This window comes from Lysinibacillus sp. CTST325 (assembly GCF_054665055.1).
On sequence record NZ_BAAFHO010000004.1, the window covers coordinates 115,850 to 138,237 of the forward strand.

Below are 22,388 nucleotides of genomic sequence, written 5' to 3' on the forward strand. Positions count from 1 at the left end.
ATTTCTCTCCATCAAAAAGCCTTGTGACCATAATGAAACAAAAAGTTTCATCTAATCACAAGGCTAAGTTACTAGATCACTAGTTTATAGCATAACCCTTTTAATTAAGGAGCAGCTACAATTGTTACTTTCAATTCTTTTGTTGCGTTACCTACTTTAATTTTTAATGTTACTTTAGCTTCTTTAACATCTGTATTTAATGTAGCTTTTGCATCAGCAGTACCGTTACCAGTAATTTTAACATCTGCTACTTTTTCAGGTACGATTGTAACTGTATCTGCAGCAAGTGCTGTGATTGCTTTTTTACCGTATTGATCAACAGTTGCAACGTTTACTACTGCAGGTGCATCACCTGTAGATTTTAAGCTTGCTACAGTTGAACCAGATACTAATGTAGCTTCTGTAATAGCTTTAGCTAGGTTGTAATCAGCTGTTGTTTCTGATGCTGTAAAGAAGAAATCTTGCGTTTTTTCAGCGTCAGCTGAAACAACGAATTTTTGTTCTAAGATTTCACCAGTAGCATTAATTGTTACTTTTAATGTGAATTCTGTATCTACTTTATTAGCTGGTGTAGCTGAATCTGTGTTTAAAGCTGTGTCAGCAATATTTACTTTACCTTTAGATACAGCTTGTGGTGCAGTTAATTTACCGCCAGTTACTGTCGCAGTATATTCGCTGTCAGCAAGTGCTACTTTACCACCGTTTAGTAAACCGTTAACTGTAATATCTTTTTCTGCTCCTACTTTTGTTTTACCAATTTCAGCAATTTCATAACCGTTGTATTCTGTACCATCAGTTACTTGTACTTTTACTTCTACAGCAGAATCAATTGTGCCATTTGGAGTTACAAGTGCCACATTTAATGTTGCAGTACCGTTTTTAAGAGCAGTTACTTGATTTGCACTTACTGATACTACATCTGAAGTTCCAACTAATGTTACTGTTACAGGTTCAGTAGAGTTTTTCATTTCACGACCGTATTGGTCTTCAATGATTAAGTGGTCTTTTGCTGTAATTGTAACTGGAGATTTAGAAGTTGAAATTACTAAAGGCTTTTTAAGTCCACGAACAACAGTTGGTACTGCTTTTGCTTTTACATCTACAGTAATAGTAGCAACTTTGTAAGTTGAAGTTTGGAATACTAATGCTTGTGTTCCAGCAGCATTAAATGTTGTTTTGTAGTATACTTGACCATCTTTTACTTCAAGAGCTGATTCAGTAACTGTAGTACCACCAACTTTAATACCTTTGTTAGCATCAGCTAACACTTTTTTGTTAGTGATTACATTGCCTTCTTTATCAGTAACTGTTAATGGGATTAATGTAGATTCCCCAGCTACAGCAATTTCTGGTTGAGAAACAGAAATAGCGTTAGTTGTAGCCGTTTCTGCAACTTTAACAGTATATTTAGCTGATTGGCCATTAGTTGTTGAAATTAATAATACATCCGTATCACCAGCTTTTAAGATTGATGATAATGCAACTACTAATTTATCTTTATCGCCAATTTTAACTTTTGAAACAGTGTTAGCGATTGTTAAGTTTGTTGTGTTTGTGTTTGTAATTACTAAACCAGTTGCTTTTGCAGTGTCAGTAATTTCTTTTCCGTATTGATCTTTAAGATTTAATACGATATATGCATCAGAAGCTTTAGAAGAATCATTTAAAGCTACTTCTTCACCTTTAGCGTTGTAAACACCAGCTACTTCAATTGAAGAAACTGTAGATTCAGCAGATAGTTTTACAGTTTTTGAAACTGATGTACCTGTAGCAGAATCAAATAATACTACTGGTACTAAATCGCCGATTTTTTTGCCTTCAACAACAGCACCTGATAATTTAACTACACCTTTAGCTGAATCAGCAACTACAGTTGTGTTAGCATTATCATTTGTTTTTAAAGAAGTTGTTTTTGTAATATCTGTACCATATTGATCTTTAACTACATAACCAACAGTTGCAGTAGTACCAACATTGAAAGTACCGTCAGTTTTAACAGCTTTGTCTACTACAGCTACTTCGTCTAAGATTTCAATTGAAGTTACTTTTTGAGCTTCAATTTTAACATCGCTAGTTAATACTTTTTCAGTTAAACCAGATACATTTACAGTATAGTCAGCTGCTTGGAAGTTTGTAGCACCTACTAATTGAACTGATTTTTTGTCTTCAGACCAAGTAAGAGTAACGTTTTGTTTGAAAGTACCGCGTAATAATTCAACTGCAGCTTTAGAAGTATCTTCTACGGCTTTATTGAATTTAACTTCGATTGTTTTAGCGTTAATAGCTTTTACTGATTCTAATTTAACTTCAGTTACTTCATATGTAACTACAGCTGAATAAGATTTACCTTCAATTTCGAAATCTACTTTAGTTTCTTTGTTTTCTGGAAGAGCAGTTCCTAATTTTACAGTATGTTTTGTATCATCAGAAAGTGTTACTTCTAAAGTTGTTGCATCAACAACTTTAGCTTCTTTAACAGTTAAAGGAGCTTCTTCACCAATTTTATCAATTGTACGGTTTAAGAATGATGCAAATTGACCGCGTGTTAATGAGTTTTTAGGATTGAACTGTTGTATAGTTTTAACGTTTGTAATACCAGCATATTCTAATGCGATGATTGCTTCACGATTTTCTGTAGCTGTAGCTTTGTCTAAATCAGTGATAACAGATTTGAAGTCAGCATCTTTGTAATCAGCTACTAAGTCTACGTTATAAACAGTTTTGATAGCACGTACTAAAACAACTGCCATTTGCTCACGGCTCATGTTATTAGCTTGCATTAATTGGTTGTTTGAGCCTTTGAATACGCCAGCATCTTTAACAAGTGCTGCATATTGTAATAACTCTTTGTCAGATGTTGTTGTTGGTAAATCAGAGAAACGAGCTTTTGTTGCATAGTCTGCAGGAATTTCGTAATTTTCTGACACTAACCATTTTCCTAAGAACTTTGTTACATTACCGCGTGTAACAACAGCATTCGGTTTGAATGTACCATCTGGGTAACCTGCTACGATTTTAGCGTCTGCTAATGCTAAAATAGCGTCCTCGTGATCATTGTCTTTAATATCAGAAAAGCTTGCTGCGCTTGCTGCTGGTACGATTGCTGATGCTACTAGGGCTGCTGAAGCTGCGCCTACAACCCATTTACTATATTTTTGTTTCATATGAAATTACCTCCTAGATAAATTAGCCAATATTCATGACTACGACTTCATTATAAGATTACGAGATAATAAATTTCAAAATGAAATACTTGGAATGAAAAATGTGGTAACACCTTAATTTCAAAGGTTTTTTAACCATATTTTGTACAAATATTGTTACCGCTGCCATCCTGAAAATTAACAGACAAACCTTACTGCCACAAGGAAAATATACCATCTTACCCATGTCATATTTACCATCCACATTTCTACAATTTTTTACTTTTATGCAATAATTGATTAAAAACCATTAGTGAACAATTCGTGAACTCATGTCACAATTAGTTAGGTAATTTATTCTTGTATTTCCTATATTCTATTAGATTTTTCCAGAAGTTTTATATATCATTAGTTTTTTGGTATATTTCACAAGCCACTTTTCGTTCAGAAATTGACTTATGAAATCGGCATTTTTTAATCAGCAATTACACCGATTTTGTCAACATTTGGTATATTATCAGCGGTTTTTTTGAGGGTATCATCGGTTCTTGACTTTTTATCAGCGATCTTTTTGAGGGTATCAGCGATCTTCTTGATCTTATCAGCGATTCTAGTTTTTTATCAGCGATCTTCTTGATCTTATCAGCGATTCTTTGCTTTTTATCAGCGATTTTCTTGATCTTATCAGCGATTCTTCTATCCCTAGCGGCGGATTCCTATTTGCTACCGGTGAAACAAAAAAAAGCAGTGATTTCTATAATTAAAGAAATCACTGCTTTTCTTATGCGGTACGCTTTTTTATTCTCCCAATGACCAACTGACTAAATGGAAGCATAGAAATCAACTTCGTCACCGTAATACAAACGATTAGCGCCCACAGCATTAGTAATGGCACTCGGACAAGCGTGCTATTAAAATGATCCACAAACCATCCGGTTGATATCCGTAGAACCTCCCAATGAATGAGATAGATCATAAACGCATATCGACTTAGCACTTGAAGCGTCTTCGTATAAGGTAGCGACTGCCCCCAGGCAATTACAATCAAGGCGATACTTATAACAAGCGGTATTAAATCAAGTCGTCTTGAATGCGTCTCTGTATAACCGAGCTGCAGACGGATATATAAAAAGATAGCAGATAACACGAGCAACACAATCGTCGCGTAACGATACTTTTTCGCAAGCGCAGCAATCTGCGTATAATACACACCCATCGCATAAGCTATCGCAAAATAACCAAGCCATCCCGTAAAGAGTAAACGCAACATGAGTTCATTCTCTTCAAAAAATGGATGTGGCAATGCAATCAATGAATGATGGATAAACATAGTCAGCACACATAACGGTAAAAACCAAGCCATAGACCATTTAAAACGCTTCATCAACGCAAAGACTACATATAACTGCATCATAACCACAACAAACCAGCCTACAAACTCGCCGTAAACAACATTACTGACAAACTTTTCCCATACTAAGCCTTTGCGATAAATTAACTCTACAATTACAGAATCAAGCATTGCCCACATTAAATACGGTAGAAAAATATATTGAATTCTATTCGGCCAAAAGTTATTCGGTATTTTAACCTGATAACGATTCGCCAAAATTAAAATAGATAATAAAATAAACGTTGGCGTCGCATAACAGAGCGCAATCCGTAAAAACAGATAAAACGACTGCTCTGGCTCTACTCCTACCTCCATAATAATCCATGAAGAAGTGTGTAATAGTAAAATAGACAAACACGCCACCACACGTAGTAAATCCCACTCTTTAATCACTAAACATTCTCCTAAAACTATTATATCTCATTTAAGTCTGTCATAGTTTGTCGATGAAAGCAATGGTGATACTTGTAATCTATGCAATAATGAGGGGACTATATTAAAGAGAGATGAAATCGGTGGAGGAAGTTTTAAGCGAATTAAAGCAAATCAATCAACGTCTTGATTCTATCGATAATCGTCTTGAAATAGTAAATTTGAGCAGGAACAAATCAAACAAGCCGTTCTAGAATCGAACGAAAAAGTAAACCGACTAGTAGCTATTCAAGAAAGCCGCAAGCCCGCTCGATCCAGCATGAGGCTGAGTTGAGAAGAGTAAGCGAACTACAAGGTGTTGTCTGAAAAGTTCCTTCCTAAGAAAAAAATCCGCTTCGCTTACCTCATAGAAGGCACGAGCCGTATCAGTGTACGCCTTCAATTCGTCACCTTTATGAGAAGAATATAATAAACAAACGCCACTTCAAATTAAACCTTGAAGTGGCGTTTTGAGTACTCTTCTATACATATATTAATTAACTCACCAAATCTTCTCTACCCATTCAGGATGATCTATAAATGGATTTCGATTGCCTTGGATTTCGTAAATTCTTTCATTTCTTTGTTTTTCATATTCATCTACTGGATCTTGCTTGTGCCATTGTAAAAGAACAGAGAGTTTACCGTGATAAGGGGCTGTTCCATTATTGACTTTGTCATTTAATTCAAGATCAACCTTATCTCCAGGCTCATAACGAGTTGCCATATATAATAGTATACGTGCTACATCACCTTTTACGCGATTAGGTGGTTCGAATGAATCTGAATCTTTAAAGCAGCCATTACAACCAGCCACTGGACTGCCCCCATTGTCAAAGTCTAAATTTCCTCTTGAGCTATTCACTTGTACATCAGTTGCGCGTAAATGATGGATATCTGTTCCGGGTCCTTTACTTGTCCCAAAGTTTCCGTGTGATTTTGCCCACGTATGCTCTCGGTTCCAGTTTCCTACATTGCCGCCATTGTTTGTTTTCGGACTAGATTTCCCAGAGTAAAATAAAACGACATTGTTCGAATTATTAGGGTCTTCATCCGTATACTTTAATGCATCCCAAACATCATCATAAGAAAGTACCTTTTGTTCAGAAATGATATCATGAAGAGCCTTTTTTAGTGCTTGACCTTCCTTGTTATAGGATCCTGCATAATAATCATTGGCAATCACTGTAACGCTGAAACTTGTAGTGACACTTTTCTTGCCATCAGATGCTGTAACGCCAACAATATGACTACCCTCATCTAAATTGATTGTTAATAACTTTCCATTGATAGTGCCTTTTGTAGCCGTAAATGAAAGTTCATCACCATCAGGATCGGAAAAATGATTTATTAAATCAATTTTAATCTCCTCTCCAACAGCTACAGTTTTGTTTGAAATCGGATTTTTAATGATTGGTTGATTGTTTTCAGATGGCAAAGAAGGATCCACAATGGGATCCCCTTTCGAATTTGTAAATTTAATTTGCTCAGGAGCTGCACCCTTTTTATAGATTATCGATTGTCTATCTATATTTTCGGCGCCTCTTATTTCACTGACATTTGGACCTTCAATTGTGAGTGTTTTCACGCTATTGCCTTTAAGGTCGATAATCATCCCTGCTTTAGCTGGACTAAGGATAACATCAGTCGTCTTAAAGCCTTCTCCATGTAATTCCGCATAAGCACCTTTAAGGAATACACCTTTTGGAATAACAGATTGCGCATCTAAATGCACTGCCACACTACGTTTATTTATTGTCAATTTGTTTGTTTTGAAGTTCTTATAATCATATACTATTTCAGGCTGAATCGGTTCAATAGTTGAACCTTTATTAACATCGATTTGAACCATTACAGGGTCATGGTCACTTGCACGGCCAGCCATGTCTGTAAAATCAGCATTAATATGAAGAATATCGACATCAGTTTTGTCTTTTAGATTGTTTGACACTAAAATATGGTCTAATACTTGTGAGTTCCCCTGATAAACATATGTGTAACGATCCGAAGCATCCACTTTATTAATCATATTTGTCATCAATTGACCTTCATGGATTTTAAGAGCATCTGCAAATTGGTAATCATTAAAATCACCTAAAGAAACAATATTTGCATCTGGATTTTTTGATTTAATGTCCCCAACAAAATTATAAACAATGTTGGCGATTTTTTTACGTTGCACTTCACTTCCATACTGTGGCGGCTGAATTGCACCAAATAAAGGCGTATCTCCATTTTTAGAATTCCAATGATTTGCGATAACAATTACATCTTCACCTTGGAATTCAAATTGTGCAGCTAAAGGTTTGCGGCTACTATTAAACGCTTCATTTGCCGGATCAATACGCCCTGGGTTCAATGTTAATTTTCCATCTTGATAACCAACAGCTGTTGTGGCATCTCCTGCTGGGATACCTTCTTTCAGCTTAACTCGCTTTGGATTATAAAGGAAGCCAACTCGAATATTTGCATCCGGTGCTCCACCGTCTTTATTGTTAATTGGATCGATATTAACATACTGATACTCGACACCGCCAACACCTTTAATAGCGTCAATTAATCTTTTATAACTTTGATCCGCTTTTGAATCTCCGGCAGATGGCCCATTATTATCCTGCACCTCAGTTACACCAACAATATCAGGGCTGCCCATATCAATACCAATTGCTCTTGCTAGTTTTCTCGCTTTATCATCAGTAGTAGAAGTTTTATTATTAGAAAAGTTCTCTAAATTATACGAGGCAATTGTTAACTTATCTTCTGCCTTTACTATTTTTGTAGTCTCTGGTGATGTATCTCCTTTTTTATAAGCTGCCTTCATCTCATCTAAAGAAGCATAGATTTTAAAGTTTTGATAAGAATAGCCTACAATTCCCGTAATTGGCCCTTTAAATTTATCTCCTGTAGCCACTTCAAAATCGCGTGCAGCCCCATTCGGTTCTAAGCGGAATTGAATTCTGTTAGGATTTGCATTTTCTTTCTCATACAATACCCCACCGTGAATTGTGTCCGTTGGTTCATCCTCAAGTACTGTTACTAAATCTCCATGCTCCTGTGGTGCTACTGCCTTCACGTTGCCAACTTCTACTCGCATACCTTCAATACTTTCCCAAAAATCAATAGCGTCGATTGTTGGATTAAAAGTTTGGAGTTGATCACTGTCGATTTGACTAAATGACATTTTTAACTTATCGATTTCAATTGCTTTTGGTAAAGCTACACTACTTTTAATGACTTCTACTTTTCCATCTTGATCGTCACGTACATTAATTTGAGTTGTTTTTAAATCTGTTTGCTGCCTATCATCATAGCCATCGTAAGCATATTCGCTTACTTTACCTTTAACAGATACTAAATCCCCTACCTTTATTGGCCATGGTTTCTTTCCACTATACAGAAAAATTCCTTCAGAAGTATTCGGATCATGATCAGCCAATTCATCTGGCGTTTGAATCGTATAATACCAATTATTATTTAACGAAAATGAATAAGTTACGATTCCTTCAATTCCTTCAACTGTTTTACCATCAAATGTTGAAGCATGCCCCGCACCTTGAATATCATGAATTTGTAATTTATCTGCAATGCTATAATCAAATGTAGTTATTTCACTAAATGTGCCATCTTTCGCTTTAACTATTGTTTTCAAAGCAGTATTTTTGCTAATTTCAATTGGTGTCTCATATTTAAGACTTTTATCAGTTGGCACCGTGCCATCTAATGTGTAATAAATTTCTGCATCGGCTGTCGGAGTTGTTAAAGTAACTGTTGTTTTTCCAACAAACGTTCCACTTCCAGGAGATGCACTAGCAGGCTTTAATGCTGAACTATCCACTACAATATCTGCTTTTGATCGAGGAATGACTTGATAGTCTTTATCGAATTGTTGAACAATACCCGTGATAGATTCATAGTTTGTACCGACAGCTAAGCCAAGTGAATTTGTTTCATCTCGTACGAGGAAGTTCGTTCCGTCACTTGCAGTAAAGTTTGCCCATCCAGCCCCTTGTTGAACATCTGTAAGCGTAACATTTTTCACTGTTACTAACTGTGATTCGCTATCTTCATTTACTTGAGCACCTGTTACAACCTTTGGAGAAGGTACACCGGCATTTTCAACCTTTTCAACAATTGTAGCACCATCTAATTGTAGTAGCCCACGATAGTCAGCTAACTTACCTTTTAAAGTAACTTCATCCCCGATAGACATAGCTAGATTAGGAGGCCTTACAGCAATACCACCTGTTTCGTCTTGGACGGAGAACGTATTTTTCAAGCCCGCCGCAACTCTACCTTTGATAGTTACCGTTTCACCTATTCCTTTATTCCGAGCATCTCCAATTGAGAGAATGGCCGGTGCTTCAGGGTCAACAGGCTCACCTGAATTTGTATCCATAACGTGCTGCCCTAAATTAGAAAAATCATCTTTATTAAACTTGTCCCATTCCAATGTTGAATCGAACGCGTCGTCTATAATTGTATCACCAGAAGTAACGGATTTTTTCCTTACTAGAGTTACATCAACACCAAAATTTTCCCTAACACCTGCCTGTCCAATGGAGTCAACAACCTCTCCAGATTTCCTTAATACTATAGGGTCATCACCATTGAAGTTAATAACCGTTGAGTCTTCTAAATTTCCTTTTGCTTTAATGCTTGGACTTGCATCTTTATGGTACAAAACATACGTAGCTCCACTTTCTAGAGTACCCGTCAGATTCACTTTATTTTTCGCGGTAACTTCCCCGTTCGTATGAAGCTCTAACGAATAATTACTTAAGTCTACCGCGGCACCTGTACCATTATATATTTCAATGGCTTTATTGAAGGAGCTTCCTTCTATATACTCTGAAATAATTAAATCCTTTGCTAATGTTTCAGCTTTTGCAGTGAGAGGTGTTACTGGTGCGACAACACTCGCGACTAGCGTTGTTGCTAAAAAGGCGTTTATCGGCTTCTTCCAATTCTTCTTTGACATCTAGTTAATTCTCCTTTCAAATTTAGGAAAGTTAGTTTTAAAAATGCAAAGCCTTCCCTCTATTAAGAGAAGACTTTGCAAAAGAATTATAGAATTGTTTCTCCATTAACTCTGATTCCATCAAAATTAATTTTTTTAGCATCTGTTTCTGTAAGATCTAGATTCCCTTCTACTTGTATGTTTGAAAAAGTTAATTTATCCTTTACAGCACCTGTTATAATCAAATTTCCTTTCACTACCGCATTTTCTAATAAAGAAATATTGTTAATATCTACTGTTACATTTCCTTCATACACTTTTGGTTTGGCTACTGTACCAGAGAATTCTGACTCTGGGATATTTTTATCAGGCACTTGACTATTAGCAACGTCTACAATTCTTCCTTCAATTTTTGGATTGACTTTGCCTAGGGACTTAAGTTGTTCAGCAAGGTTTTCCCAGTCGGATAAGCCTAAGTCTGTCACTCGCCCTTCCTCATATGCCTTTTTAAAGACATCAAAGCCATCTCCACCTTTTGCAGTGAATGCATTCGTTGCAATTGTATAAGTCTCGTTATCTTGAATTTCTTTGTAATTTCCTTGTGCATCCTTATATGAAATTTTTACGATACGTTGACCTGCTGCTTTAGAAGAATCAAACTCTACCTTTGCACCTGAAACATGTAGGAAACCACCATTTTCAGCTGGGTATTGCCCAACACTTATTTCAAATGCTTGTTTCAATTCTTTTCCTGTCAAAGACATTGTCGCTAATGTATTACCGAAAGGAAGTACAGTTATTACTTCACCAACTGTAATAGGTCCTTGATCGATTCCAGCACGGATACCTCCACCGTTTTGAAGAGCCATAATGACATTTGCATTATACTTTTTCGCTTTCGCAAGCATGCCATCTGTAATAACATTGCCTAAAGGTGTTTCATTTCTACGTACACTTGGCTTTGTGTTATCTCCACCAGTACGTGGATTCTCTAACGCAACTAACGCTTCTGCACCTATTTCTTTCTTTGAAACTTCTTCTACTTTTTTCTTAAAAGGCTTTAACATTTCTACTGCTTGTGCATCTTCAGCATAATCAGCTACTTTTAATAAAGCACCATTATGCTCAACGACAACACCTTTTTGGTTAAAGGTAACGTCCAAAGTACCTAAATAATCATTGTACTGATATGCTTGTACAATTACCGTTGGATCTTTTGCTTGTCCAGTCGTACTTTTATTTACAACTGTTGGTTTATCAAGCTGTGTATGACTATGCCCACCAACAATAATATCGATACCTTCTACAGATTTTGCTAAGATAAGATCATTATCGTATTCAGGGTTATCATCATACCCAATATGCGTTAAGGCAATTATTTTATTGACACCTTTATCTTCAAAGGCTTTTACCGCTTTTTTGGCTTCCTCGATGTAGTTTTCGAATGCAACACTGCCAGGAGAGGAAATCTCTTTTGTTTCTGCAGTTGTTAATCCGAAAATCCCCACTTTTTCACCATTTATTTCTTTAATAATACCGTTATAAATCTTACCTTTTTGTGGCTCACTTGAGATAAGGTCCGTAAATAGACCTTTAAACTTCTCATCCTTCGAAAAATCTACGTTAGCTGAAACGAATGGGAATTGTGCTCCCTTAATGAAATCAACTAAAGCTTGATGTCCCTCAGGTGTCGAACCTAAATCAAATTCATGGTTACCAAATGTCATCACGTCATAACGCATTAAATTCATAAATGCTAGATCAGCTTGTCCCTTAAATTCGTTAAAATATAATGTTCCAGAGAAAACATCTCCAGCATCCAATAGCAATGCATTAGGTTTTTTCGCTCTAACCTCCTTAACTGCTGTCACCTTTTTAGCAATATTATTTAAATTCGCATGTGTGTCGTTTGAATGCATTAACGACAAGGTAAACTTATCTTTGCTATTCCCACCTTATACCGTTTCTTTCTATCTAGGCTTTCGGTTTGGGCCTACACCGTACAAGCGACTTTCATCGCATACGGCGTGCCATCAACAGTCGAAATATTCATAACTTATTTCCCCACTACATATATATGTAAACATATTATTGTTAATACACTATTTTTATAGTATTTATATTATGTTAATAAATTGTAATAATGGAAATATACACATTCTATAGAGATTTGATAATTTACATCAGATTAATAACATATAAACAAATTAACCCTACATAGAGATTACACATTCCATCTTATTTGCATAACGATAAAAGCAAAGGCAGAACATATTTATATCAAAAGAAATAGCCTCTCAACCAGTTACAGGTTGAGAGGCTATTTTATACTTCTCTTAACTAAAAAAAGAGGCAATCTCATACATGATTGCCTCTGGAAAATACCATATGGAAAGAAACAAATTTTTGGGGAAATAAGTTTCTCATAGAACTACTACTGACTGGGTTCCTTCGCTCCTACTAGTTTTACCCTTCTCATATGTTACCATACAAGTCCAATCGGCTAGCAATCCACACTACTATGAACCCGCTGCCATCTCTTCGGCTTCGTAGGTTTTCTATCGAACCTCTTCCGAAAAGACTTCAAACGTTCCATCGTCTTGTTCCCTCTTTTTAATGACCTTAGGCTCCCACTATACAGTATGCACATCATCTGTTTAACAGTTCCTAAATTATACAGATAACCTCATCATTATTACAAATGTAAGAATTATGCATGAACCCCTAGCAATTACGCACACATAATCGACACATACAGCCTACATGGATTCGTCGACCTAGCCATAGCCATTTTTTAAAGAACCCCGCCTCAATTCCCTGAGTACGACTTCACCTGACTTCACCCCTTTGAGCGGATAGACACTCGCACTGGATGCAGGAGGATTAGGCTCGTGAGCAAACGGAACTGTTTCCCACGCATCAGAACTTCCCCGATGAATACAAACACGATAGTTAGAAAAGACCCCGTAGAGTCAAACTAATTAAAGTTATATCTACGGGGCCATCAACTACTTATTTCACTAGCAAGCTAGTTTATAAAGTAACGTTTCGTTTAGTTTTATTTAGAAGTTACTGTCCATTGTTTATCAGGTGTTGCTGTTGGATCAAATTTCACAGTATATGTGAAATCTTTTTCATTAGTTGTAGTAGTTTTAGCCACTTTAACTTTAATTGTCTCTGTAGCTGTCTCTGCAGCTGCATTTGCAGGAGCTACTGCAAATGTGATTGTTGCTTTGTCAGCGCCTGCTGTAGCAACAGTACCTTTTTTACCATCAATTGTAATTTCTTGACCAACTTCAAGTGTTACGTTTGTAGAGAATGTAACTGTAACAATTTTACCAGCAGCATCTACTGTAGCTGTAGCTGTTGGAGTAGCTGGATCAACAAGTACTACTACTTTGTCTAATGTTGCAAGATTAGCTTCTAATTCAGCTTTTGCTTTTTCATAATCAGCTTTTGTAGAAGTTGAGTTGTCTAATACATCAGTTGCAACTTTTACAAATGCTTTTGCAGCTGCAGGAGATTTATAATCTGCTTCTTTAACAGCTTTAATTGCATCAGCTAAAGCTGTTTTTGCTGCAGCTTTATCTGCTTCTGATGTTGCAGATGGTTTTAAGTCTTTTTTAGCAGTAGCTAAAGCATCAGTTGCTTTTTTAATATCTTTAGTTGAAGCTGTTTTTACGTCTACAGCTTTTGCTGCTTTTAATGCATCAGAATATACTGTCCAAGAAGCTGCAGTGTAGTCTGCTTCTTTTAAGGCAGCAGTTTCTTCTGCTTTAATTGCTGCATCTAAAGCTTTTGCTGCTTCTGCTTTTTCTGCTCCTGCAGTATCTGTAGGTGTAGTACCATTATTATTAATGTTAATAACAGTGAATGTTACTGTGTTACCTTCTAAATTGTAAGTTACAGTAACTTCAGCTTTCTTAATAATATCGATGAATGCATCAGCATCACTAATTGTTGATGAACCTAAACCTTTGTATACATAAGTTTTACCAGATTCACCAGCATATTTAACTGGTTTTTTATCATTGATTACTAGTTCTTCTTTATCTGTATTGAATGATTTTACAACACCAGTGTAAGTAGTTCCAACTTCACTTGTGTTTGTGAATGTTGCAGTAGCTTCTTTAGAAGTAAATGCAAACGTTTTTGTTGTATTTGAATTTTTATCAAAGAATTCAGCATTACCTGTAGCTACTACTTTTACTGATGTAGTTTTTCCATCTTTTGATTTTACTTGTAAATCAACAACATTTGGTTCTTTTACTGTGTTATTGATTGTTGTTGTAAAGTTACGGTTTGGAGAAACCTCTTTCCACTCTTTAGTTGCAACATCATATACCACAATTTCATGTGCACCAGTATTTGTAACAGTATAAGTTACTGATGTGAATTTATCATTACCAGCTAAAGTGTAATTTTTACCACTTTGGTTTGTTAGAGCTGGTTTAAATGTTGCTACAGCAGTATCTTTGAATTTATCTGTTTTAGTACCACCATCATAAGATGTTAATTTTGCACCATCAAGATATTCTTCTTGGAAATATGAAATTGCACCAAGAGTTGATGGTTCACCTTTATCTAATTTACCGTCTGATGCACTTGATGTATTGATATCAATCCATGCAATTGGAGTAACATAATCATTAGGTGTACTGCTTCCAACTACAAATGAAGCTTCACCTTTTTCATTTGTTTTTACAGTAATTTGACTTTCTGTATTCCCTTTATCAGGAGTTTTTGTGTAGAATGATTGATTACCATCATCATCTACTTTAATAAATCTAGCTTTTGTAGTTGTAGCAATTACTCCGTCGATATCTTCGTTAAATGCAACATTTACAATTTCATTCTTAGCTACTTTACCATCTTTATCTTTTACAACGATGTTATATTTACGACCACCGTTTTTATCTCCGATAGCAGCTACTTCTCCACCGTCACGTTTAAGATCGATAGTGTATTCAGCTTGAAGTGCAGCAAATTTCACTTTTGTAGCTGATGCTTGTAATGCTGATGCTTCATATTTTGAAGAATAAGAAGTTACTTTATTATTTGCATCATAAACAGGTGCTGCTTCATAAACTACTGGTGTTACTTCAGCGTTTGTACCTGATACTGTGAATGTAGCTTCACCTTTTGCATCAGTAGTAATTTGTGCTGCTTTAACTACAGTACCGTTACTTAATTGAGCCACTGCAGTACCGTTTACAGTTACATTTTGTAATTTGTCAGCTGGTACATCAATGTTTTCTAATACAGAAACGTTGAATGTTTTATTAGCTTCAGCTTTACCAGTTGTAGCATTTTTAAATGTAACTTTATATGTTTTATTAGCTCCATTGTTAACAGATGTGCCTTCATTTACATCTGTAATTGTAAGGATTGTATCAACACCCCAGAATACGTAACCGATAGAGAATTTTGAACGATCACCAGTTGCATAAGCAGTTACAGTGTCAGTTTTTGCAGTATAACGAGTGTAAGTGTAAGTTGCAATACCTTCGTCATTAGTAACTGCTTCACCAGTAAGTGTTGGGTTAACAGCATCGTTGTTGTTACCAGGAACGTTGAAAGTTACTGGAATACCTGCTTTAGATTGACCTTCAGCAACAGTAACTTGTGCTTTAACAGTTACTTGTTGACCAAGTTTACCTTGTACAGATTTAGAAACGATATCAACTTTAGTTGGTACTACAGCTGAAATACCTTTGAATTTACCGATTTCTTCACCGCCAAGAGATACAGTGTACTCTTTGTCAGCAGTTTGAGGTGCAGTAGTTAAAACAACAACTTTTTTGTTAGTTTGTTTTACAGCTGCGTTTTTAACTTCTAAATCTTTGATTTCGAAGTTAAGAGCTTGTACGTTTTCAACTTCTTCGCTAAATGTTACTTCAACAGTTGTGCTGTTGATAGCTTTTACAGCAGCTTTTGCAGGAGCTGTTAATTCAAGTTTCATTGTGCGGTCTAAGAAAGACGCAAATTGAGCACGTGTAATTGTGTCATTTGGTTTGAATGCTTTACCTGGTAGTGTAGCTGCTTTTGTTAACTCAGCAAACTCTAAAGCAGTGATTGCTTCACGTTGTTCAGTATTAAGACCGCCTAAGTCAGAGATTTCGCTCGTGAATTTAGCATCTTTGTATTCTTTAACTAGATCTACTTCTTGGATTTCTTTGATAGCACGAACTAAAACGATTGCCATTTGTTGACGTGCCATATTTTGTGAGTAGTTTAAGTTGCCGTTTGCACCATTAAATGCGCCTGCATCTTTAGCAAGTGCAGCATATTTCACTAATTCTTTATCAGCAGTTGTTACTGGTAGATCGTTGAAGCGTTGTTTTGTTTCCCAGTCAGCTGGAATTTCATAACCTTCAGTTTCTAACCAGCGACCTAATAATTTAACTACTTGACCACGAGAAACAAATTGGTCTGGTTTGAATGTGCCATCTGGATATCCTTTGATGATACCAGCGTCTACAAGATTGCTGATTGCCTCTTTGTGCGAGTTAGTGTCTGTTACATCTGTAAAACTTGCTGCAGAAGCCACTGGAACGATAGCTGCTGCTACTAATGTAGCTGTAGCAGCTGTTGCTACGAATTTTTTGTATTTCTTTGGTTGGTTAGCCATTGAAAAATTTCCTCCTCTAAGTTCATAAAATATGTCTCTACTACAAATACATAGAAATGCAGTAAATAAACAACTACACATAAAAGTATAGTTGCATACCTAAAAGTTGTCAATCATATTTTGGGAAAGTTTCTAATTCATTTCCGGAAAAACATGGGCATGCAACTCTCTTTTACCATTGTTATCTATTTAAGCTGATTTTTCAAGTATTATTACACATCTTTTCCAACAATAATTTGGAACACGACCCTTAAATGTTCATTGTTTTTACAATAATAAACAATTATAGGTTCATCACCCATTTTTATTAATATGAAAATTGGTAATTCTTTTTAGTTCTTTGGAAAATGTAAGGGAGTAAAATAGGAGGGCATTTCGATGAATGTTCTGTGGGATCTTTGGATAATACATCTATGTTTTAAGTGTAGAATTATATTTCTAGACACGAAAAAAGCTCAAGCATATAAATGCTTGAGCTTTTTTCGCTTGGGCTACCAACCGTTTTTCCTTGCAGGGAATTCTATTTATTTCATAGAGGAAATTCCTATACAAATACAGTCTAACACTTTCAATTTAAAACGACAATACCAATTTTTAAAATTATTGACGTTTCTTCCTTGCAACTTCCAATAAAAATAATGGAAGTGCAATTTGACGCTTGATACGCTTAGGTTCTTTCATTAATCGATAAAACCATTCAAGACCAAATTTTTGGAAAATCTCTGGTGCACGTTTAACTGTACCAGCAAGCACATCAAATGATCCACCCACGCCTTGATAAATGGTTGGATGCAATTGATCGCGATTTGCATTAATCCAGTTTTCTTGCTTTGGACTGCCCATCGCTACAAAAAGTAGATCGGGCTGTGCTTCATTAATGCGGTCAAGTACCTTCTGTTCGTCCTTTTCATAGCCGTCCTGTGTGCCGACTACTTTAATAGAAGGAAATAATGATTCTAGCTTTGCTTTGGCCGCATCTGCAATACCCGGTTTTCCTCCATAAAGGAAAATAGGCTTATCACGTTTTGCCGCTTCCTCGCAAAGCTTCATCATCATATCGACGCCTGTAACACGTTCACGAATTTGCCCTTTTTGGATTTTGGAAGCAAGAATAACACCAATGCCATCTGGAATTTGAAATTCCGCTTCGTTAAGTAGCTTCTTTAGAGCAGGGTCTTCTTTTGCCTTGATAATCTTTTCTGGATTGATGGCAACAACGAGCGCCTTTTGCTTCGTTTCAATACGCTCGAATGCCATCTCCATTAATTCATCGTAGCCTTCCGTATTGACATTGATGCCAAGTACTGTTTCTTTCATCGGTTTTTCGCATCTCCTAAAAGGTGGAACTGGAAGCCTGCTTCTTCCCATTTATCGCGTTTTAAGCAGTTTTTCGTATCGAAGACGATTTTTGATTTCGCTGTAATTTCTGATGCTTCTAATGCTTTGAATTCATTATGATCCGTTAGTACAACGATGATATCTGCGTCTTTTGTAGCTTCTTCTAAGCTTTGTGTTTGTGTAGCATGTTTGTTTTCTTTAATGTGTGGATCGTATGAAATAACTTCTAATCCAAGATTTTGTAACTCATCAATAACGATTGTGGATGGACTTTCGCGCATGTCATCTACGTTACCTTTGAAGGCTAGTCCAAGAACAGCTACTTTGCCACCAGCAATTTTGTTTTGGTTTAAGATTGCTTGTGTTTTTTGTGCTGTGAAGCTTGGCATACTATCATTTGTATTACGAGATAGGTGAATAATTTGTGCTGTCTCCCCACCTAACTCAACTAGGAACCAAGGGTCAACCGCGATACAGTGACCACCTACACCTGGGCCTGGGAAGTGAACATTTACACGTGGGTGATAGTTCGCAAATTTAATCGCTTCCCAAATGTTTACGTCTAACTTCTCTGCTAATTTTGCAAGCTCATTGGCAAAAGCAATGTTTACATCACGGTAAGTGTTTTCCATTACTTTTACTAACTCAGCTGTAGTTGCATCTGTAAGGTGAATTGTACCATTCACAAATGTTTGATAAAGTTCTTTTGTCATTTGTGAAGACTTGTCATCAATCCCACCAACAATACGGTCGTTGTTCACTAATTCTTCAAAAATACGACCAGGAATAACACGCTCTGGTGAATGCGATACAAATAAATCTACACCAAATTCAAGATTTGCTTTGATTAACTCTGGTAGCATAATGTGCTCTACAGTTTTCGGTGGTACTGTCGATTCAAGAATGACAAGGTCACCTTTTTTCAAGAATGGCACAATCGAAGCCGTAGCTTGACGCACATATTCTAAATTCGCTGTATTATCAGGATTAATTGGCGACGGAACAGCAACGATAAATACATCCGCTTCCTGTGGTGTCGTTGACGCCGTTAAGAAACCTTCATCTACTGCTTTGTTCAGGCGCTCCTGCAATCCATTTTCTTCAATATGAAGTTTTTTCTCTTGAATACTTTTTACTGCTGCTGGGTTTACGTCCACCCCATGTACTTTTATGCCGTGGTTGGCAAACATTACAGCCGTTGGTAAACCGATGTAGCCAAGTCCAACGACACAAATTGATTTAGTCATTCTCTATTCTTCCTTCCGTTTCAAAAACGAGTAGTTATGTTATATGTTCTTTAAATGCGTGATGCATTTTGTTCTGCATTATAGTATACATCTTTCCAATGAAAGTGTGAATCAATTTGTTATTTTGAAGTTATTTTCTGTGTCCGATTAGCAAAAGTTTTGTCGGTTAGTGGCGGTTTGGCGTGTTTATCAGCGATTTTTCGAGTTTTATCAGCGATTATCAGGGGTTTATCAGCGATTATGCTCGTTCTATCAGCGATGTTCAGGAGTTTATCAGCGATTCATCTATAAACCAGACAATTTGTAACTCGAGTATTTATTAGATCCGCTTCGTGTTGTAATTTTTGTAATGTACGTTTTGCTATATGCTCGCTTTCAATCATCAAAAAATCGCGACATTCACGATTCGTTATCGTTTCTCCAACAAGCATATAATAATCTTTTAGCGCCTGAATATGAGCATCGCGACACCGATGTTGACACATCTGGCACTGCCAACCTATTTTCAATTTCTCCATCCCAAACTCCCCACAGTTTTCACAATAAACACCACGGCGCAAAGCAAGGACATCAATTTGATAATATTGGCAAAGCGGAAATGGCGTTCTGTTTTGCAAATGTGACAAAATAATGTTTTTGATTTCTGTCATTGTTGCTGTCTCTTTGTCTTTCTTTAAATGTTGATGCAGAAATATCGGTAGCTCTTTTGCCATTAAAATTGGCAATCGTCCGTCCTCTCGATGAATATTTACATTATTAAAAGGAAAAACAACAGCTCCATAAATGGGGATAGATACATGTTGAGCTTCTAAGAAATATTTCATACCTTGAATATACTGTTCAAGCTGAATTTCAGGATGCGTAAAAACGTTAACCTCTCCAGATTCCGAAGTACGAATGAGCTGGCGTGGGTCACTTTTAAAATGTACAGTTCCTCGAATATTTTTAATTTCTAATAGTATGATAGCGTTGGGGACAATGAGTAAAATATCAATTTGCATGGGAAGAACAGAGGGAAGTATTACATTGTGGAAAATGTAGCAATCGTTGAGCAGTGCTATTTGCTGTAATTCCTTCATAACATATTGCTCACCAAAATCGCCTGCTTCTTTATTTTTAAGTTCCTGCTGAAAATTTTTATATTGTGGGTGCGTGGGCTGTAACCGAGTCACAAGGGCTTGGAGTCCTATTGTCAATGGAGATGGTGCAAAGGGTTTTACTAGCAATTAATTCTCTCCTTTTCTATTTAAATTTTTATAGGTTTATCAGCTAGTTTAGGATTCTTTCAGCGATTATAGCATGTCTATCAGCGGTTTTCACTTTTTATCAGCGATTGTTGTACTTTTATCAGCGATGTTCATTTTTTTATCAGCGATTGCTTCATTTTTATCAGTGATATCCTCCTCTTTATCAGCGATTGCTTCACCTTTATCAGTGATGTTCTCTTCTTTATCAGCGATTATTTCTCTTTTATCAGCGATGTTCTCTTCTTTATCAGCGATTATTTCTCTTTTATCAGCGATGTTTACCTTTTTATCAGCGATTATCTCACTCTTATCAGCGGTCCTCACTTTTTTATCAGCGATTGCTTCATTTTTATCAGTGATGTCCACTCTCTATCAGCGGTTTCCCACTAAAAAAGGAATCTCCTTTAGTATCGGGGATTCCTCGTTGTTCCGCTTTCGAGTAGTTTTAGAATCGATTGTGCTTGTTGCATGTGCATTGCTAGTACGTATTGGCTTGCTTGCATTAGGATTTGTGCTTTTACCATGTTCATCATTTCTTTTGCGATGTCGGCATCGCGAATGCGGGATTCAGCATCTTGTAGGTTTTCTGCTGTGTTTACGTTTGCATTATAGGCGTGCTCTAGGCGATTTTGGTAGGCACCTAGTCTTGAGCGCTCGCTTGATACGTGCTTTAAAGCATCGTCCATTGTGGAAATTGCTTTGTTGGCGTCGTCTCGAGTTGCGATGGATGTCTTATCGTCCAAGCCAAGTGCTCCAGCACCCATATTGCCAATAAACAGCTCGATACTTTGGCCTGCATTGGCACCTGCCTGAATTTTAATACCGTTTGTAGCATAATCCCCATTTAGTAATGTCTTTGTGTTAAACTCAGTGTCTTTCGAGATGCGTTGAATTTCTTTCTTCAATTCTTGAAATTCCTTATCGAGGTTCTCCCGATCACTATCTGTCGAAGTATCATTGCTCGCCTGGACTGCGAGCTCACGCATGCGCTGAATCATATCATGTACTTCATTTAGTGCACCCTCAGCTGTTTGAACAAGTGAAATACCGTCCTGGATATTTTTCGCTGCCATGTTCAAGCCGCGAATTTGCGCACGCATTTTTTCGGAAATCGCAAGTCCCGCTGGATCATCCGCAGCACTATTGATGCGATAGCCAGAAGAAATTCGAAGCATTGCCTTGTTCATTGCACCATAATGTCTATTCATATTATTTAAAATTGATAACCCCGTTGCTGACCATTTTCCAAGCATCATTTCACCACCCCTATTGTTGTTTATATCGGTCTATGTTAGATTCTTTTAAGTTTATTTTGGTAATGTATTCTAATTTAGTAGGTTCTATACAGTAATGATTTTTAGTTCATTTTCACATTTTAGACTTTAGACCTAACAACATATAAAAGCACCTGCTTTTCACATATGAAAAGTAGGTGCTTAATTGCAATACCGTGTATTCAATTTTCGAAACCTCCGAGTTGGTGGCTCTTTTGTTGTAGTAGTTCAAAAAAGAGATCTTTATTATGATCTAGTAATGCCTGGTCTATTAAATTATCAATGTTTTGCTGCTCCAATTCTGTAATGAGCTGATCTACTTCACCAACAGTCACTGAAGATACAAGTGGTAACTGAGGCTTTGGAGTAGCGCTTTCAAGAATCGGTGCTAGATGCTCATGAACATTTGTAATTAATAATAATTGATATAATGGCAGTCGGATAAAACGATTCCCTTTCTGGAAAACAAATACCTCGGATATATTTTCAATTTGTTGTGTATTCAAGTTGATAATCATCTCTTTACCTTCGATGGGAATGAAATGGAAAATCTCATTCTCTTTTAAAATAGAGAAATATTGATAAGCAAACACCAGACGTAGTTTATCTCCAGTGATTTTTGTATAAAATGGCTTCATATATTGAACTTGCATCATCCTTATCCCTCCCTATTTATCTGATTATTCAGATTTTAACACAAATAAATTATCTTGTTAACTATCTTCTCCTTGATTTTTTTATTTCAAA

At 36.5% G+C, this 22,388-nt stretch carries 10 protein-coding genes and 1 pseudogene; all 11 read right to left on the reverse strand.

Annotated features, from left to right (window positions below):
* Positions 1–104: 104 nt before the first annotated feature.
* Positions 105–3,164: an S-layer homology domain-containing protein gene (locus ACYQ73_RS12185; protein ID WP_460012744.1), complete on the reverse strand. Its 3,060-nt coding sequence runs from the start codon at positions 3,162–3,164 to the stop codon at positions 105–107.
* Positions 3,165–3,924: 760 nt separating this feature from the next.
* Positions 3,925–4,929, reverse strand: coding sequence for an acyltransferase family protein (locus ACYQ73_RS12190; RefSeq protein ID WP_460012745.1), 1,005 nt, complete (start codon positions 4,927–4,929; stop codon positions 3,925–3,927).
* Positions 4,930–5,449: 520 nt separating this feature from the next.
* Complete coding sequence (locus ACYQ73_RS12195) at positions 5,450–9,925, reverse strand: endonuclease (protein WP_460012746.1); 4,476 nt, start codon at positions 9,923–9,925, stop codon at positions 5,450–5,452.
* Positions 9,926–10,011: 86 nt separating this feature from the next.
* Positions 10,012–11,847, reverse strand: a pseudogene (locus ACYQ73_RS12200) (bifunctional metallophosphatase/5'-nucleotidase); the annotation flags it as partial.
* A 1,115-nt stretch (positions 11,848–12,962) separates the two neighbouring features.
* Positions 12,963–16,535 (reverse strand): S-layer homology domain-containing protein, encoded by a 3,573-nt coding sequence (locus tag ACYQ73_RS12205; protein WP_460012747.1) that lies wholly within the window; start codon positions 16,533–16,535, stop codon positions 12,963–12,965.
* A gap of 600 nt (positions 16,536–17,135) precedes the next feature.
* Positions 17,136–17,852, reverse strand: coding sequence for a WecB/TagA/CpsF family glycosyltransferase (locus tag ACYQ73_RS12210; protein ID WP_460012748.1), 717 nt, complete (start codon positions 17,850–17,852; stop codon positions 17,136–17,138).
* Positions 17,849–19,120 (reverse strand): nucleotide sugar dehydrogenase, encoded by a 1,272-nt coding sequence (locus ACYQ73_RS12215; protein WP_460012749.1) that lies wholly within the window; start codon positions 19,118–19,120, stop codon positions 17,849–17,851. The genes ACYQ73_RS12210 and ACYQ73_RS12215 overlap by 4 nt, the downstream gene beginning before the upstream one ends.
* Before the next feature lie 281 nt (positions 19,121–19,401).
* Positions 19,402–20,292 (reverse strand): nuclease-related domain-containing protein, encoded by an 891-nt coding sequence (locus tag ACYQ73_RS12220; protein WP_460012908.1) that lies wholly within the window; start codon positions 20,290–20,292, stop codon positions 19,402–19,404.
* A gap of 144 nt (positions 20,293–20,436) precedes the next feature.
* Positions 20,437–20,733: a hypothetical protein gene (locus ACYQ73_RS12225; RefSeq protein WP_460012750.1), complete on the reverse strand. Its 297-nt coding sequence runs from the start codon at positions 20,731–20,733 to the stop codon at positions 20,437–20,439.
* Between the two features lie 38 nt (positions 20,734–20,771).
* Positions 20,772–21,620 (reverse strand): flagellin N-terminal helical domain-containing protein, encoded by an 849-nt coding sequence (locus ACYQ73_RS12230; RefSeq protein ID WP_460012909.1) that lies wholly within the window; start codon positions 21,618–21,620, stop codon positions 20,772–20,774.
* A 203-nt stretch (positions 21,621–21,823) separates the two neighbouring features.
* A complete protein-coding gene (locus ACYQ73_RS12235) occupies positions 21,824–22,297 on the reverse strand; it encodes a transcriptional regulator (RefSeq protein WP_460012751.1) in 474 nt (157 codons plus the stop codon).
* Positions 22,298–22,388 lie beyond the last annotated feature (91 nt).

Coding starts and splice junctions, on each gene's coding strand:
- ACYQ73_RS12185 (WP_460012744.1), bottom strand. CDS start 3,164: ATGAAACAAAAATATAGTAAATGGGTTGTAGGCGCAGCTTCAGCAGCC.
- ACYQ73_RS12195 (WP_460012746.1), bottom strand. CDS start 9,925: ATGTCAAAGAAGAATTGGAAGAAGCCGATAAACGCCTTTTTAGCAACA.
- ACYQ73_RS12205 (WP_460012747.1), bottom strand. CDS start 16,535: ATGGCTAACCAACCAAAGAAATACAAAAAATTCGTAGCAACAGCTGCT.
- ACYQ73_RS12210 (WP_460012748.1), bottom strand. CDS start 17,852: ATGAAAGAAACAGTACTTGGCATCAATGTCAATACGGAAGGCTACGAT.
- ACYQ73_RS12215 (WP_460012749.1), bottom strand. CDS start 19,120: ATGACTAAATCAATTTGTGTCGTTGGACTTGGCTACATCGGTTTACCA.
- ACYQ73_RS12230 (WP_460012909.1), bottom strand. CDS start 21,620: ATGCTTGGAAAATGGTCAGCAACGGGGTTATCAATTTTAAATAATATG.
- ACYQ73_RS12235 (WP_460012751.1), bottom strand. CDS start 22,297: ATGATGCAAGTTCAATATATGAAGCCATTTTATACAAAAATCACTGGA.